Annotated in this window: 15 protein-coding genes; 5 read left to right on the forward strand and 10 right to left on the reverse strand. The window is 64.3% G+C overall.

Translation table 11 applies throughout. From position 1 onward, the window contains the following. The 4 genes from QDT69_RS33580 to QDT69_RS33595 are packed head-to-tail and all read right to left on the reverse strand — an operon-like array spanning position 1 to position 3,813. Positions 1–1,269 (reverse strand): dihydrolipoamide acetyltransferase family protein, encoded by a 1,269-nt coding sequence (locus QDT69_RS33580; RefSeq protein ID WP_279710761.1) that lies wholly within the window; start codon positions 1,267–1,269, stop codon positions 1–3. A gap of 1 nt (position 1,270) precedes the next feature. Further along, the gene (locus QDT69_RS33585; protein WP_279710762.1) at positions 1,271–2,284 is read right to left on the reverse strand and encodes an alpha-ketoacid dehydrogenase subunit beta; all 1,014 of its coding nucleotides are present in this window, start codon (positions 2,282–2,284) and stop codon (positions 1,271–1,273) included. 2 nt (positions 2,285–2,286) lie between these two features. Beyond that, complete coding sequence (locus QDT69_RS33590) at positions 2,287–3,519, reverse strand: 3-methyl-2-oxobutanoate dehydrogenase (2-methylpropanoyl-transferring) subunit alpha (RefSeq protein ID WP_279710763.1); 1,233 nt, start codon at positions 3,517–3,519, stop codon at positions 2,287–2,289. A gap of 33 nt (positions 3,520–3,552) precedes the next feature. Beyond that, entirely contained in the window at positions 3,553–3,813 is a 261-nt protein-coding gene (locus QDT69_RS33595; protein ID WP_279710764.1) for a hypothetical protein, read from the reverse strand. A gap of 135 nt (positions 3,814–3,948) precedes the next feature. On the opposite strand from QDT69_RS33595, the gene QDT69_RS33600 reads away from it, so the two are divergent. The 4 genes from QDT69_RS33600 (at position 3,949) to QDT69_RS33615 (ending at position 8,467) form a co-directional block, all read left to right on the forward strand. Next, positions 3,949–4,461, forward strand: coding sequence for an Lrp/AsnC family transcriptional regulator (locus QDT69_RS33600; protein ID WP_279710765.1), 513 nt, complete (start codon positions 3,949–3,951; stop codon positions 4,459–4,461). Between the two features lie 404 nt (positions 4,462–4,865). Continuing rightward, positions 4,866–5,768: an NAD(P)-dependent oxidoreductase gene (locus tag QDT69_RS33605; protein ID WP_279710766.1), complete on the forward strand. Its 903-nt coding sequence runs from the start codon at positions 4,866–4,868 to the stop codon at positions 5,766–5,768. 31 nt (positions 5,769–5,799) lie between these two features. After that, on the forward strand, positions 5,800–7,278 hold the full coding sequence (locus tag QDT69_RS33610) for an aldehyde dehydrogenase (protein WP_279710767.1): 1,479 nt from the start codon (positions 5,800–5,802) through the stop codon (positions 7,276–7,278). Positions 7,279–7,387: 109 nt separating this feature from the next. Then, the gene (locus tag QDT69_RS33615) at positions 7,388–8,467 is read left to right on the forward strand and encodes an isocitrate/isopropylmalate dehydrogenase family protein (protein ID WP_279710768.1); all 1,080 of its coding nucleotides are present in this window, start codon (positions 7,388–7,390) and stop codon (positions 8,465–8,467) included. A gap of 11 nt (positions 8,468–8,478) precedes the next feature. Here the strand turns inward: QDT69_RS33615 and QDT69_RS33620 are convergent, their stop codons facing one another. Then, on the reverse strand, positions 8,479–9,375 hold the full coding sequence (locus tag QDT69_RS33620; RefSeq protein WP_279710769.1) for a LysR family transcriptional regulator: 897 nt from the start codon (positions 9,373–9,375) through the stop codon (positions 8,479–8,481). Positions 9,376–9,672: 297 nt separating this feature from the next. Here QDT69_RS33620 and dusA point away from each other — a divergent pair, with 297 nt between their 5' ends. Further along, complete coding sequence (gene dusA, locus QDT69_RS33625) at positions 9,673–10,668, forward strand: tRNA dihydrouridine(20/20a) synthase DusA (RefSeq protein WP_279710770.1); 996 nt, start codon at positions 9,673–9,675, stop codon at positions 10,666–10,668. A gap of 9 nt (positions 10,669–10,677) precedes the next feature. Here the strand turns inward: dusA and QDT69_RS33630 are convergent, their stop codons facing one another. The 5 genes from QDT69_RS33630 to QDT69_RS33650 all read right to left on the reverse strand — a co-directional run bounded on the left by QDT69_RS33630 (position 10,678) and on the right by QDT69_RS33650 (position 15,098). After that, positions 10,678–11,574 (reverse strand): LysR family transcriptional regulator, encoded by an 897-nt coding sequence (locus QDT69_RS33630; protein ID WP_074129285.1) that lies wholly within the window; start codon positions 11,572–11,574, stop codon positions 10,678–10,680. A 186-nt stretch (positions 11,575–11,760) separates the two neighbouring features. Next, positions 11,761–12,939: a muconate/chloromuconate family cycloisomerase gene (locus tag QDT69_RS33635; protein WP_279710771.1), complete on the reverse strand. Its 1,179-nt coding sequence runs from the start codon at positions 12,937–12,939 to the stop codon at positions 11,761–11,763. A 66-nt stretch (positions 12,940–13,005) separates the two neighbouring features. Next, entirely contained in the window at positions 13,006–13,875 is an 870-nt protein-coding gene (locus QDT69_RS33640) for an intradiol ring-cleavage dioxygenase (protein WP_279710772.1), read from the reverse strand. A gap of 72 nt (positions 13,876–13,947) precedes the next feature. Beyond that, positions 13,948–14,472, reverse strand: a complete 525-nt coding sequence (locus tag QDT69_RS33645; protein WP_279710773.1) for a flavin reductase family protein — start codon at positions 14,470–14,472, stop codon at positions 13,948–13,950. After that, positions 14,469–15,098, reverse strand: a complete 630-nt coding sequence (locus QDT69_RS33650; protein WP_279710774.1) for an FAD synthetase — start codon at positions 15,096–15,098, stop codon at positions 14,469–14,471. The genes QDT69_RS33645 and QDT69_RS33650 overlap by 4 nt, the downstream gene beginning before the upstream one ends. Positions 15,099–15,227: the final 129 nt, after the last annotated feature.

A 15,227-nucleotide genomic window follows, 5' to 3' on the forward strand; every position in this document is an offset into this window, starting at 1 on the left:
CTACGCGTCAATGAAGATCATGGCGGGCGTTTCGAGCTGCGCCTTGATCCGCTGCACGAACCGCGCGGCATCGAAGCCGTCGATCACGCGATGATCGAAGCTCGACGACAGGTTCATCATCTTGCGCGGGATGAACGCCGTGCCGTCCCAATGCGGACGGATCGCGATCCGGTTGATGCCGACGATCGCGACCTCCGGATGATTGATGATGGGCGTCGTCACGAGCCCGCCCAGGGCGCCGAGCGACGTGATCGTGATGGTCGAGCCAGTGAGTTCCTCGCGGGTCGCCGTGCCGTTTCGCGCGGCTTCGGTGACGCGGATCATCTCCGCCGCGCCGTCGAAGAGATCGCGGGCTTCCGCATGCCGGACCACCGGCACCACGAGTCCGGGCCCGGTTTGTGTCGCGATCCCGATATGGACGGCGGCGTATTGATGAATGGTTCCGGCTTCGTCGTCGAAATGGGCGTTGAGATCGGGCTGCGCGGCGACTGCGCGCACGATGGCGCGCATCAGGAACGGCAACAGCGTCAGCCTGGGTCTGTCGGCGCGCTTCTGCTCATTGAGTTTTGCGCGGAGGTCCTCCAGCGCAGTGACGTCGACCTCTTCGACATAGGTGATGTGGGGGATCCGCGTGTTCGCGATCGACATCCGCTCGGCGATCCTGCGGCGCAGGCCGACGATCTTGACGTCGGTGACGGCGTCGTTCGGGTAACGCTCCGCGGCTGTCGTTCCGCGCGCCAGATAGCGGTCGAGATCGTCATGGGTGATCCGCCCGGCCGGGCCGGAGCCGTGCAATTGGCGCAGGTCAATTCCGGCCTCGCGCGCGCGCAGCCGGACGGCGGGGGCAGCCAATGGCCGCTCGCCGCCGCGGTGGGGCTGCGTTCCCCGCGGCTGCAAGGACGGCGCAGCATGCGTTGGCGCGACGGTTGGTTCAGTTGCCGTCCTCGCGGCGCGTTCCGTCTTTTGCGCCGATATGCTTGCCGTTTGCGCCGCCGGTGCCGCCGCCGCGGTCGATGCCTCGCCCTTACCGTCCACGTCCAGCCGAACGAAGTCCGAGCCGATGGCGATGATGTCGCCGACCTCGCCGGCAAGCCAGACCACGCGTCCTTCGGCCGGTGAAGGAATCTCGACGGTTGCCTTGTCGGTCATGACCGCGCCGAGCACGGCGTCCTCGCGCACGAGATCGCCGACCTTGACCTGCCACTCCACCAGCTCGGCTTCGGCGATGCCCTCGCCGACATCGGGCAGCTTGACGACGCGCTCGGCCATCTCAAGCCTCCAGCGTTTCGATCAGCGCGCGGCCTAGCCGTGCCGGACCCGGGAAGTAGTCCCATTCCTGTGCGTGCGGGTAGGGCGTGTCCCAGCCGGCGACGCGCGCGATTGGCGCTTCCAGATGATAGAAGCAGCGCGCCTGCACCAGCGCGCACAACTCGGCGCCGAAGCCCGAGGTCAATGTTGCCTCATGCACGATCACGCAGCGCCCGGTCTTCTTGACCGAGGCTTCAATCGTGTCGAGATCGAGCGGCAGCAGGGTGCGGAGATCGATGATCTCGGCGTCGACCCCGGTCTCGGCCACGGCGCTCGCGGCGACATGGACCATCGTCCCGTAAGCGAGCACGGTGACGGCGTTGCCGGGCCGGCGGATCGCGGCGCGGCCGAGCGGAATGGCAAAATGCCCGTCGGCAACTTCGCCGAGATCGTGCTTCGACCATGGCGTCACCGGCCGATCGTGATGGCCGTCGAACGGGCCGTTGTAGAGCCGCTTCGGCTCGAGGAAGATCACGGGGTCGGGATCCTCGATGGCGGCGATAAGGAGACCTTTGGCGTCACTCGGGTTCGACGGCACCACCGTCTTGATGCCGCAGACATGGGTGAACAGCGCCTCCGGGCTCTGACTGTGCGTCTGTCCGCCAAAGATGCCGCCTCCAGTCGGCATGCGCACGACGAGCGAACAGGTGAACTGGCCGTTGGAGCGATAGCGCAGCCGCGCGGCTTCCGAGACGATCTGGTCGTAGGCCGGATACATGTAATCGGCAAACTGGATCTCTACGCATGGCTTCAGGCCATAGGCGGCCATGCCGACGGCGGCGCCGACGATGCCGAGCTCGCTGATCGGCGTGTCGAAGCAGCGGCTCTTGCCATATTTCGCCTGCAGTCCTTGGCTGGCGCGAAACACGCCGCCGAAATAGCCGACATCCTCGCCGAACACCACGACGTCGTCATCGCGCGACATCATCACGTCCATGGCGTCGCGGATCGCCTCGATCATGGTTCGCTGCGCCATGGCTATACTCCGGCTTCCTGGCGCTGCCGGCGCAGATGTGGCGGCATCTGCGAAAACACCCCCTCGAACATGTCGCGCGCAGAGGCATGCTCGCGGGAATGCAGCGTGCCGTGGCTCTCGGCCTCCTTCTGCGCTGCGATCACGGTGTCCAGGATCTCGGCCTCGGTCTGCTTGTGCCGCTCCTCCGACCAGGCACCGCGCACGATCAGGTGGTTCTTCAGCCGGATGACGGGATCTCCCAGCGGCCATGCCTCGGATTCCGTCTTCGGCCGATAGCCCGCAGGATCGTCCGACGTGGAATGGGCGCCGACGCGATAGGTCACGTGCTCGATCAACGTTGGGCCGAGGTTGCGGCGTGCGCGCTCGCATGCCCATTGCGCCACCGCATGCACCGCGAGGTAGTCGTTGCCGTCGACCCGCAGCGCCGGAATGCCGAAGCCGAGGCCGCGTGCCGCGAAGGTGCCGGAGCCGCCGCGTGCGATGCCCTGGAAGGTCGAGATGGCCCATTGGTTGTTGACGATGCTGAGCACGACCGGCGCACGATAGGTCGAGGCGAACACCAGCGCAGCGTGGAAATCCGACTCTGCCGTGGCGCCGTCGCCGATCCAGCCGACCGCGATCTTGCTGTCGTTCTTGATCGCCGAGGCCATCGCCCAGCCGACGGCCTGGATGTACTGGGTGGCGAGATTGCCCGAGATGGAGAAGAAGCCGTGCTCCCGGGAGGAATACATCACGGGCAGCTGGCGCCCCTTCAGCGGATCATGCGTGTTGGAGTAGATCTGGCAGGCCATCTCGACCAGCGAATAGCCGCCGGCGATCAGCAGCCCGGCCTGCCGATAGGTCGGGAAATTCATGTCGCCCGGCTTGAGCGCCTTGCGAAACGCGCAGCTCACGGCCTCCTCACCCATGTGCTGCATGTAGAACGACGTCTTGCCCTGGCGCTGGGCCATCTGCATGCGTGCGTCAAAGGCGCGCAGCGTCATCATGTGGCGCAGGCCTTCGAGCAATTCATCCTCTGAGAGCGAGCCAGCCCAGGGGCCGACGGCTTCGCCGTCGCGATTGAGAACGCGGATCACGGAGAAGGCGAGATCGCGGATCGCCTCGGCGTCGACGTCGACCTCGGGGCGGGCGACCTGACCGGCGCGCGGGATGCGGATGTTGGAGAAGTCCGGCGTGCCGCCAGGGCGCACCGCGGGCTCGGGGACGTGGAGGGAAAGCGGGGCGTAGTCGGTCATGTGGGTCACCTCAGCTCCGAGGCTTCGCTGCGATCACGGCGCGGCGCCCTGCATCGCGGCGTCGCATTCGCGCCGCACCTCCACGCTGCCGATGCAGAACATGGTGCCGACGCGGCGCGCGAGCCGGTCGACCGCGTCGCGGTCGTCGATATCGATCGACGCGGAGATCCGGCACTCGTCGGCGACCGCGCGTGCGCTGACGGCGGTCAGCCGAAGGCCCGCGACCCGCGCCTGGTCGAGCAGGCGGCCGAGCGCGGCGTGCATGTCGCGGGAATGGAGCTCGAGAAGGAACACGGATCGGGCCTCGTCTTGTAAGGATATTTGTACTGGCAATATCCGGGATTGTCGTTCCGATTATCTGGGCTTATCAACGGTCTACGATAAAGATATTCTGGGTATAAATCGAAAATACAGCATGGGATTCTCGATATGGTGAAGGTCGGGCGTGGCAAGAGGCCGGTCAGGGGACCCCGCAAGGACTCGCTTCGCCTTGACGAGATCGACCGCAAGATTCTGCGCGCCTTGCAGCAGGATGCGCGGCTGACCACGGCACAGCTCGCGGACAAGATCGGGCTTTCCACCACGCCATGCTGGAACAGGTTGAAGCGGCTCGAGACGCAGGGCTATATCGATGGTTACGTCGCGCTGCTCAATCAGGAGAAGCTCGGCCTGCCTGAAACCGTCATCATAGAGGTGACACTCGACCGCCACGATGAGGAGATGCTCGAGCGCTTTGGCCAACTGCTCACGGACTTGCCGGAGGTGATCGAAGCCTATCTCACAACCGGCGACTACGACTACGTCGTGAAGGTCGCGGTCGAAAGCACCGCTGGCTACGAACGGTTCCTGCGCGAGAAGCTCTATCGCATCCCGGGCATCCGCCACAGCCGGTCGTCGTTCGCGCTGCGTTGCCTGAAGAAGCTGACCTCGGTGCAGGTCTAGCAGGCGAAGCGCAGTATTTCTGGACAGGGTGTCAGCTTTTCTCAACGGTGACCTGGACGTTGACGCGCGCGACGCGAGCGACTTCGTGGTGCTCCTGGCGTCAGCGAGAATGCCGGTAGATCAGAAAAACCAAATAGGGGGTCAGAAAAAGCGCCTTGCATGAGGCGGGGTGACGTCGCTCATCTTGCGTCATCAAAATGCAAGCCTGCTATAGGCAGGAAACGATGGTGGCGAGCGGTCAATTCTGCGCGAGAGCTCGGCTCGGTCGTGCGTCAAGCTCAGGTGACGTCGGCGTGCTTGCACTCTCGGACCGCATTTTGGTCGCCAAGCGCGGCAAGATCGTCGAGGAGATCAAGGCCTCCGACGCGACCGAGCAGCAGATCATGTACGCCGCCGTCCACTAGATGAATGAGATGATTGCGATGAAGGTTGGAATTGTCGGTGTAGGCCTGATGGGCCATGGAATCGCGAAGAACGTCCTCGCAAGGGGCGGCTTTCCCCTGGTCTTTCTCGACCATCCGGGCAATCAGCCCGTCGACGACCTCGTTGGCCTCGGCGCCACGGCCTGCAAGACTCCCGGAGAGGTGGCAGACGCGTCGGATGTGATCATCCTCTGCGTGACAGGCTCGCCCCAGGTCGAAGCGATCCTCACCGGCGAGGAGGGCGTTCTGTCCCGCCTCCGCAGCGGTACCATCGTCGTCGATTGCTCGACGGCGCTGCCGGACTCGACGCTGCGGATGGCCGCCGCGGTCCAGGCAGCAGGTGGCCGCTTCCTCGATGCGCCGATGACGCGCACGGCGAAGCAAGCGGAAGAGGGAACGCTGAACCTTCTGGTTGGCGGCGACGAAGCCGACCTTCGAAGCGTCCGCGCCGTCCTTGCCTCGTTCACCGAGGGTGTCGAACACGTCGGCCCCGTGAGTTTTGGCCATAGGCTCAAACTGCTCCACAACTACGTGTCGATCGGCTTCATGGCACTGCTCGGCGAGGCTGCTGCGCAGGCTGCCGATACAGGTGTCGATCCGGCGATCTTCGTCGATGTCCTCGCCAAGGGAGGAGGGGCTGGCGTTGCGCTCCAGCGAATGGCGCCTGCCATCGTGATGGACGACGTCGGCACGGTTCCGTTCTTCATCGGCAACGCCTTGAAGGACATCGCCTACTACCGGACCATGGCGAGTAGCTCCGGAGCATCCAGGACGATCGCCGACGGTGTTGCCGCGGCCATCTCGGCAGTGGTCGAGAGCGGCCACGGCCAGGCCTACATTTCCGAACTGGCGCGGCTGCTTCGAAAAACGAAGCCCACGGCCTAGAATGACGATCGAGACAGAGAAGGGTAACCCAATGACAACCGATTTCCGATTTCCAGTCGACGGACGAACGCGAAAGATGTTCGTTGATGGCGCGTGGGTCGAAGCCCGCTCGGGGCAGGTTTTCGAGACGCGCAACCCGGCAACCGGCGAGGTGATCGGCCGCGTGCCGCGTGGCGATGCGGCCGACATCGGCGCGGCCGTTACCGCGGCCCGTCGTGCGTTCGAAGGACCGTGGAGCCGCTTCAAGCCGTTCGAGCGACAGGCGCTGCTGCTGCGGATCGCCGACCTGTTCGAGAAGCACTGGGAGGAGATCAGCCAGTCCGATACGGCGGATATGGGAATGCCGATCGTCAGGACGCGGGCAAACAAGCTTCGCGTGCTCGGCATGCTCAGATACTACGCCGGCATGGCGACCGCCATCCATGGCCAGACGATCGACAATTCGCTGCCGGGCGACATTGTTTCCTTCACGCGGAAGGAGCCGGTCGGCGTCGTCGGCGCGATCATCCCCTGGAATGCACCCACAGCTGCGTCGGTCTGGAAGATCGGGCCTGCGCTTGCGACCGGCTGCACCATCGTGCTCAAGCCGTCTGAAGAGGCGCCGCTGACGCCGTTGCTGATCGCGGATCTGATGAACGAGGCCGGCGTGCCCGCCGGCGTCGTCAACGTCGTGACCGGGACGGGTTCGGAAGCCGGCGCGCCGCTGGCCGAGCATTCCGGTGTCGACAAGATCGTCTTCACCGGCTCGACAGCGACCGGACAGGCCATTGTTCGCGCCTCGGCCGGCAACCTCAAGCGGGTATCGCTCGAGCTTGGCGGAAAGTCACCGGTCATCGTCTGCGCCGACGCGGACCTCGACAAGGCGGTGCCGATTGCGGCGATGGCCGCGTTCGCCAATACAGGCCAGATCTGTATCGCGGGCTCCCGCCTGTTCGTCGAGCGATCGATCCATGACGAGCTGGTCGAACGACTCGGGAAGTTCGCTTCCAGCCTGAAGATCGGCGACGGCGCCGATCCCACGACGGAGATCGGGCCGATCGTGTCCGAGCGCCAGCTCGACAAGGTCGAGGGCTTCCTGCGGAGCGGGCGCGACGAGGGCGCGAAGGTCGTGACTGGTGGCCGCAGATTGAAGGAGGGTGGCTTTGCGAAAGGCAACTTCGTCGAGCCGACGGTATTTGCCGGCGTCTCCGACACCATGCAGATCGCCCGCGACGAAATCTTTGGTCCGGTGATTTCCGCGCTGCCGTTCGACACGCTCGATGAGGCCGTGACGCGCGCCAACGCAACGCCGTACGGTCTCGCGGCAGGTGTGTTCACGCGCGACGTGAGCAAGGCCCACACCATCTCGCGCAGTCTCCGCGCCGGATCGGTTTGGGTGAACACCTATCACGCCATCGATCCCGCACTGCCGTTCGGCGGCTACAAGATGAGCGGATATGGCCGTGAAGGCGGCACCGAGCAGCTCGATGAATACCTGAACACGAAGGGGGTCTGGATCAAGCTGGATTGATCCGGACGATTCACTGGGGTGGCCGGGGCGGGGCATACGACGTCGTGCATGCCCTGCCGCGAGGGAAGCGACGTCACTACCACAAGAGACAACAGGTCGAGCGAGCATCATGAAGGATATTTACAAGATTGCCGTCGTGCATGGAGACGGCATTGGACCTGAAGTCGCTCGCGCAGCGGTCGCGGTGCTGCAAGCCGGTGTCCAGGCTGGCACGCTCCGGTTTGTGGAATATCCGGCGGGGGCTACTCACTTTCTCGAAACCGGAGACTCTTTCCCGGCAACCACGTTTGAGGGCTGTCGCGCCGCCGACGCCATTCTCCACGGGGCGGCCGGTCTGCCTGGTGTGGTTCATCGTGATGGAACCGAGGCTGGGCTGGATTTCACGCTGACGCTCCGCTTCAAGCTGGACCTGTTCGCCAACGTGCGGCCCATCAAGCTCTACAAGGGCGTGCCGTCTCCCCTCGGGCGCCCGGGTTCGATCGACTACGTGATCGTCAGAGAGAACAGCGAGGGGCTCTATGCGGCTCGCGGAGCAGGCGCGCTGCTAAGGGAAGAGGTTGCGGTCGACACGCTGGTTCAGACCCGGAAGGGTATCGAACGTATTGTCCGGTTCGCGTTCGAACTGGCGAGATCGCGAAACGGCTCACCGAAGGACGGCCGGCGCCGGGTGACTTGCTGCGACAAGGCCAATGTCCTGCGCACCTATGCGTTCTTCCGCTCCGTCTTCGATGAGGTTGCCAAGGACTATCCCGATATAGAAGCCGAGCACGTGCTTGTCGACGCGATGACGGTTCATCTCGTCAACAAGCCATCCCATTTCGACGTCATCGTCACCGAGAACATGTTCGGCGATATCATTTCCGATCTCGGTGCGGCGACGGTCGGCGGCATGGGCATGTCCCCGTCGGAAGAAGTCGGTGACGGCATCGGTTTCTTCCAGGCCTCGCATGGCTCGGCTCCGGACATCGCAGGCAAGGGCCTCGCCAATCCCTATGGAACGATTCTGGCATCGATCCTGATGCTGAGGCGTCTGGATCACCGCTACCGCGACACCCGGCTGCGGCTTGGTGCCGACAGGATTGAAGCTGCGGTGCGTGCCGGGCTCGAGGACGCTGCGTTGAGGACGCGCGACATCGGCGGCAATGCGACGACCGATCAGGTCGTCGATGCGCTTCTGAAGTTGCTGTGAGCGCGAAGCCGTCAGCGAAGCTGGGCCAGACTCGAGCGGATCAATGAAATCAGTTGCTCGGTGTTCGGGCGCCGGACCGGGCCGCGCGCGGTGATCAAGCCGATCTGACGAAGCTTGACGTGGTCGGAGATCGGGACCACGCGAAACTGCTGCACGCCGGCCTGCACCAGAGCGACCCGCGGTACGATCGCAATGCCGAGGCCGGAGGCTGCCAGAGCTAGCGCTGTCGTGGCCGCCTGGACTTCGAATTGCACATCGAGACGGACGGCGAGCGTTTCCAGCGTCTCGTCGATCAGCCCTCGAACCGCCGTCGTCTTCGACAGCAGGATAACCGGCTTTTCGACGAGATCGGCGAAACCGGTGCTTGATTGCCCCTCATCGAACACCGGCGGTACGCAAGCGAACAGCGGATCCTCAAGGATCGGCTCGAACTCATAATCCCCCATGTCGGGGACTTCCGGACCAATTCCGAACTCGACATCCTGGCGCTTCAGCAGTTCAAGCATGGGCGCCGTGGATATCTCCATGAGTTGCACCTGGCTCCGTGGATATCGAACCTTGAAGGTCGCCAGGATGTTGGGAAGCCATCCGGACGCAAGTGTCGGGACGCAGGCCATTCGAATGTGACGGCTGCGGGACTGCGCGGATTCCGTCAGCATATCCAGCCCAGACTGGACTTCCTGAAGGGCGCGCTTCGCCTGCTCGAACAGGATCCGGCCCTCTGGCGTGAGCAACACCTTCTGTGGCGTCCTGCGAAACAGCAGGACGCCGATCTGCTCCTCCAAGTCCCGAACCTGCATGCTGACCGCAGAGGGAGACCGGTTGGATTCCTCGGCAGCTTTCCGGAAGCTTTCGTGCTCGGCCGCGAGCAGGAAAGTATGGAGAAGCTTGAGATTGATGTTCGACAAGTTCGAATACCTCGGTGCGGCGCCTATGCGCGCGACGTTGCGCAGTGAACCGCGCGCCGTTCAACTTGTATATCTGGCTGGAGAGGCCGTCGTCTTGGTGAAGACAGAGTGTGGAGGCGTGTGCATGCGTGTCCTCGCGTGCAGCACGTATGCACCGAGATCCGAAATCGCGATTTTCGCTTCCATTTCGAGCCTGGAAAAGCCTAGAAGAACCAAGCTGCGGTAGCGTGGTCGAGCCAAATGTCTCAGTCGGTCCAATAATATATGGGATCGAGCGAGTTAAAATAGATCAATGATATGAATGACTTGTGCTGGAGATTCACCGTTGCGCCGATGATGGATTGGACGGACCGGCATTGCCGGGTCTTCCATCGCCTGATGTCGCGGCGGGCACGGCTCTATACGGAGATGCTGACCACCGGCGCCGTGATCCATGGCGACCGGGCGCGGCTGCTCGGCTTCGATGCCAGCGAGCACCCGGTGGCGCTGCAGCTCGGCGGTTCCGATCCGCGCGATCTCGCGACCGCCGCGCAGATCGGCGAGGATTTTGGCTATGACGAGATCAACCTCAATGTCGGCTGTCCGTCCGACCGGGTGAAGGACGGCCGCTTCGGCGCCTGCCTGATGGCAGAGCCGGCGCTGGTCGCCGAAGGCGTTGCGGCGATGAAGCGCGCGGTGAAGGTGCCTGTCACGGTGAAGTGCCGGATCGGCATCGACGACCAGGATCCGGAAGTCGCGCTCGACACGCTGGCGCGCGGCGTGATTGCCGCGGGTGCGGATGTGCTCGTCGTGCACGCGCGCAAGGCCTGGCTCAACGGGTTGTCGCCGAAGGAGAACCGCGACATCCCGCCGCTCGACTATGATCGGGTCTATCGTCTCAAGGCAGTGTTGCCGGATGTGCCTGTCATCATCAATGGCGGCATCACGAGTCTTGCCGAAGCGAAGCAGCATCTGGCGCATGTCGATGGCGTGATGCTGGGGCGGGCGGCGTATCAGGAGCCGTGGCGGCTGCTTACCGTAGATTCCGAGCTGTTCGGCGAGACGTCGCCGCACGCGACGATGAAGGACGTGTTCGCGGCGATGCTGCCCTATATCGAGCGGCAACTGGCCGAAGGCACGCGACTGCATTCGATCACGCGTCACTTCGTCGGTGCCTTTCATGGCGTCCCCGGCGCGCGTGCGTTCCGCAGGCACCTCGCGGAGAACGGCGTTCGGCCGGGCGCTGATATCAACGTGCTATGCGATGCGATCGCGCTGGTCGACGATCGCGCACGCACGGCGGTGGCCGCCTGACGTGACGGATTACGGCTTGCGCTGACGCCGCACGACGTCTTGTGCGACCTTGAGGAAGTTGAAGAGGTGCGGCATCCGGTTGTCGCGCCGGTAGTTCAGCGACAGCGCGGTCCCCGGATTGTGCCCCTCATAGGCGCGGTAGGCGACGCCGGGGCGCTCCGCCTGTGAGACTGATTTCGGCACCAGCGCGATCCCGACGCCGACCGACACCAGGCTGATCGCGGTCTGATAATCCTGCGCCAGCACCTGCGATTTTGGAATGAAGCCCTCTTCGAGGCAGATGTTGAGGATGTGGTCGGCGAAGCTCGGGCGCGGCTTGCGCGGGTAGAGCACGAACGTCTCCGCCTTCAGCGCCGCCAGCCGCGTGACCTGCTGCTCGAGCAGCGGCGAGGTGTCCGATAGTGCGAGGATCAGCGGCTCCTGCAGCAACGGCTCCGACTTCAATTCCTCGTCCTCGAGCGAGGGCCGCGCGACGGCGATATCGATCTCGCGCTGGATCACCGCGCGCTTCTGCTCGGCATTGTTCATCGCCGACAATGCGAGCTCGACATCAGGATAGGCCGAGCGGAACGCCTTGATCACGTTGGGCAGCACGCCATAGGTCGCCGATCCGACGAAGGCGACGCGCAGGTGCCCCGAAAAGCCTTCTCCGATCCGCTTGATCTCGCGGTGGGTGCGGTCGAGCCGCTCCAGCACGTCGCGCGCACGTTCCAAGAGGACGCTGCCGGCCTGAGTCAGCCGGATCTGGCTGCGGCTGCGGTCGATCAGCATGACGCCGAGATCGCTCTCGAGCTGCGCGATCTGCCGGCTCAGCGGCGGCTGCGCGATCGCGAGCCGCGAGGCAGCACGGCCGAAATGCAATTCCTCGGCGACGGCGACGAAATAGACCAGTCGCCTGAGATCCATGACGTCGTCGCGATCGGTCACGGTCAGCCGGACGTTTGTCGGCGCGCTTCCGGGGAAGCTGCGGGAAGGGCTGGCCGGGTTTGCTGCCGCGTGGTCATCAGCGCGCGTTCGAGACGATGGTTTCCGTGCGAAGACTGGGCGTGGGTCCCCGGATTGTCAATTGTCCGCAGGGACAACATCATCTGACTAGTCCTTGCGGGCGAAGGCACGGATCTTGTCCTCGTCGACCTCGACGCCGAGACCCGGACCATCAGGGACGCAGATCTCGAACTCGTCGAATCTGATCGGGTTGGCGACCAGATCCTCCACGAGAATCCGCGGACCGAAATGCTCGGTGCCCCATTCGAGCCTGGGCAGCGTGGCGAAGGCGGCGAGATGCGCGGCCGCGCCGATGCTGCTCTCCAGCAGGCAGCCGCCGTAGAGCTCGAGGCCGTGTGCGCCGGCGACCGCGGCGGCGCGCTTCATCTCGAACAGGCCGCCGCTCTTCACGAGCTTCAGCGAATAGACGCTGCCGCAACCCATCGCGGCGGCGCGAGCGATTTCCTCCTTGGTGAAGGCGGCTTCGTCGACCAGCAACGGGATCGAGGTGCGCGCCGCGACACGCGCCATGCTTTCCAGCTGCAGCGCCGACACCGGTTGTTCGACGAGCGCGACATCCAGCTCCTCAAGCGCCGGCATGAAGCGGATGCACTCGGCCTCGGTCCAGCCCTGATTGACATCGACGATCAGGCGCACCTCGTCGCCGAGGCCGGCGCGTAGCGTCTGCAGGCGCTTCAGATCCGCCTGCGGCCGGTTGAAGCCGAACTTGATCTTGAACTGACGGTGTTCGCGGCGCCGCAGCTTCTCTTTGGCTTCCTCCAGCTCCTGGCCGCTGTCGCCTGAGGCCAGTGCCCAGATCACCTCCATGCGCTCGCGTACGGCGCCGCCGAGCAGCGCGCTGGCGGGAAGGCCGAGCGTCTTGCCGGCAGCGTCGAGCAGGGCGGATTCGATCGCGCCCCTGGCCGCGAAATTGCGGGTGGCGGCCTTGCTCATGCGCAAGGCGTTGGCCTCGAAGGCGAGGGCAGGCTGCCCGAGCAGCGCCGGCGCCAGGTAGTTCGTGACCGCGGCCTTGATCGATTCCACGCTCTCCTCGGCCCAGCGCGGTCCGCCGAGCGTCGAGGCTTCGCCGATCCCCGTCACGCCGTTGTCGAGCAGCACGCGCACCAGCACGTAGCCCTGATGGGTGACTTCCGTGTTCGACAGCTTGTGCCGCCGTCGCGTCGGCGCCTCCACGATGGTGGCGCGGATACTGCGGATCGCAGTGTCTCTTGCGAGCGGCTGCACTTGCTCCACGGGCTCGGCGATTTCGATCACGGCACGACTCATAAGTCCTCACAGGTCAGTTCAAGTTGAGCCCGCCGGGCCTTCGAGGTCCGGCGGGCTTGCTACGCATCACTCGGCTGCGACAAGCCGCTCGACCGCCGCCTTCTTGAGCTTGAAGTCGAAGGCGAGAACGAGATCGGTGTCGGCGCCGGCCGGAGCCTTGGCGAACGTGCCGATCAGGCTCTGCTTCACGGCGAACACCGAGTCGTTGTCTAGATACTTGGTCTCGGAATCGTAGATCTGCGAGATCAGCGATTGATAGCCGTCCTTGGAGAGCATGAAGTGGATGTGACCCGGGCGCCAGGGATGGTGGCCCATGTACTTCAACAGCTCGCCGCCGGCGCCGTCATAGGGGATCGGGTAAGGCTCGGGGCGCAGCGCCACGAAGGCATATTCGCCGTTGGCATCGGTCGTGAACCGGCCGCGCAGATTGTACGCCGGCTGCTCGGGGTCTTGCAGATCGTAGAGCCCGTTCGGCGCGTCTTCCCAGACGTCGATGGTGACGCCCTCGATCGGCCGGCCCGCGGTGTCGCTGATGCGCCCGCTGACCTTGACGGTCTGCGCGTTGTTGAACGTCTTCTTGATGATGGAGGCGCCCTTCGGCAGCACCGGTGGGTTCTCGCGGTAGAACGGCCCGAGCACGGTGGATTCGCTCTCGCCGTCGGTGACCCGGTGGTCGAGCATGTCGACCAGCACCTCGACGCCGAGAATGTCAGCGATCAGGATGAACTCGTTGCGCTTCTCGTCCGAGATGTCGCCGGCGCGGCGCAGGAATTCGCAGGCGGCAAACCATTCGGCGAAGGTCAGGTCGACCTCCTTGCAGAAGGCGTGCATGTGGCGGATCAGGCTCGTCATGATCTGGCGGTTGCGATCCGGGATGTCCGGTGAGAGCGCGGCGATCACGTGGTCGGTGATGGTGTCCTTGTTGACGTTCAGCATGGTCGTTTCCTCCTTTTCTTGCAGTTTTGAGCAAACTTGCATCCCCGGTTTCGGGAATCTCGGCTGGTCGCTTCACCAGACAAATTCGTAAGCCGCATTCTCCAGCATCGCGGGCGCAGGGTGCGGGTCGGCAAGGCCGCCGAACCGGCCGCGGAAGAACAGCAGCGGCTTCTTGCTCGGCTCCAGCGCCATCTCGCGGACATGGCCGAGGAAGATGGTGTGGTCGCCCGCGATGATCTCATCGGCGAGATCGGTCACGAAGTACGCCGCGGCATGGGCGATGACGGGTAGCTCGCGGCGGCGTTCGAAAACGTCGCAGAGGTCGAGCTTGGGCCTGCCTGCGAAGTGCCAGGCGAGATCTTCCATCCCCTCAGCGAGCACGCTGACCGCAAAGCGGCCGGTGTTCTGGATGTTGCAAAGCATCTTCGCGCTTTTTGCGATCGAGATCGCAACCAGCGGCGGATCGAGCGACACCGACATGAAGGCATTGGCCGTCATGCCGTGATCGCGTCCCTCGCAATGCGTCGTGATGATGGTGACGCCGGTACCGAACTGGCCACAGGCGTTGCGCAGCTCACGCGGATCGATAGCGGTCATTGGTTGATGACCTCGAGTTGGGCCAGGCTTGATCGAGTGGCCGGTGACGCAATCACGATCTCTCGCCAGTTTTCCAGCGCTGACGCTGCGGCGGCAAGGCCGGATTGCCGAAGCGAGCGGATCCGGCTGCTGGAGACGATCTCGCCGTTGCCGCAGCGCACCGGTGGCAGAATGCGCGTGTTGAAGTGTTGCCGCAGCAGCTGCGCGGTGCCGCCCTTGCAGGACCCGAAGCGGAAATCCTCGCCGACGATCACCTCGCGAGGATGCAGAAGCTGCAACTCGGCGAGAAAATCGGCCGCGGTGCGGCTGACGTAGATCTGGTTGAAGTCCGCGACGACGACATGGTCAGGCGCGAATGTTGCGATGCGATCGAGCTTTTCGTCGAGCGAGATCAGCGCCTCGGCCTGGCCGAAATACACCTTTGGCGGCGGATCGAAAGTGTAGACCACGGCAGGAACGCCGCGGCGTTGCGCCGCCGCAATGGTCTGCCGGAGAAGTTCCTGATGGCCGCGGTGGACGCCGTCGAATGCGCCGATGGTGACGACGCTCGCCGTGAGGGCCAATCCCCCGTCGCGATGGAAAGCGACAGCGGTGCTGTCAAAACCCTTGGCCAAATCCTTGTCCATGGTTCGCTCCCTTTGCCGTGCTGTGCGATTGCTGCGTCAGCTGCGGTGCTGGCATCGGCCGAACGATCATTGCCGTCGGGTCCGTGCCATCTTGTCATAGCCCGAGCCGCGGCGGTCTGCGCGGTATGG

This window comes from Bradyrhizobium sp. CER78, assembly GCF_029846235.1.
In the GTDB taxonomy this organism is placed as follows: Bacteria; Pseudomonadota; Alphaproteobacteria; order Rhizobiales; family Xanthobacteraceae; genus Bradyrhizobium.

Excerpts from the sequence above, each read along its gene's own strand:
- QDT69_RS33580 (WP_279710761.1), bottom strand. The coding sequence starts at position 1,269 with ATGGCCGAGCGCGTCGTCAAGCTGCCCGATGTCGGCGAGGGCATCGCC.
- QDT69_RS33585 (WP_279710762.1), bottom strand. The coding sequence starts at position 2,284 with ATGGCGCAGCGAACCATGATCGAGGCGATCCGCGACGCCATGGACGTG.
- QDT69_RS33590 (WP_279710763.1), bottom strand. The coding sequence starts at position 3,519 with ATGACCGACTACGCCCCGCTTTCCCTCCACGTCCCCGAGCCCGCGGTG.
- QDT69_RS33600 (WP_279710765.1), top strand. The coding sequence starts at position 3,949 with ATGGTGAAGGTCGGGCGTGGCAAGAGGCCGGTCAGGGGACCCCGCAAG.
- QDT69_RS33605 (WP_279710766.1), top strand. The coding sequence starts at position 4,866 with ATGAATGAGATGATTGCGATGAAGGTTGGAATTGTCGGTGTAGGCCTG.
- QDT69_RS33610 (WP_279710767.1), top strand. The coding sequence starts at position 5,800 with ATGACAACCGATTTCCGATTTCCAGTCGACGGACGAACGCGAAAGATG.
- QDT69_RS33615 (WP_279710768.1), top strand. The coding sequence starts at position 7,388 with ATGAAGGATATTTACAAGATTGCCGTCGTGCATGGAGACGGCATTGGA.
- dusA (WP_279710770.1), top strand. The coding sequence starts at position 9,673 with ATGAATGACTTGTGCTGGAGATTCACCGTTGCGCCGATGATGGATTGG.
- QDT69_RS33630 (WP_074129285.1), bottom strand. The coding sequence starts at position 11,574 with ATGGATCTCAGGCGACTGGTCTATTTCGTCGCCGTCGCCGAGGAATTG.
- QDT69_RS33635 (WP_279710771.1), bottom strand. The coding sequence starts at position 12,939 with ATGAGTCGTGCCGTGATCGAAATCGCCGAGCCCGTGGAGCAAGTGCAG.
- QDT69_RS33640 (WP_279710772.1), bottom strand. The coding sequence starts at position 13,875 with ATGCTGAACGTCAACAAGGACACCATCACCGACCACGTGATCGCCGCG.
- QDT69_RS33645 (WP_279710773.1), bottom strand. The coding sequence starts at position 14,472 with ATGACCGCTATCGATCCGCGTGAGCTGCGCAACGCCTGTGGCCAGTTC.
- QDT69_RS33650 (WP_279710774.1), bottom strand. The coding sequence starts at position 15,098 with ATGGACAAGGATTTGGCCAAGGGTTTTGACAGCACCGCTGTCGCTTTC.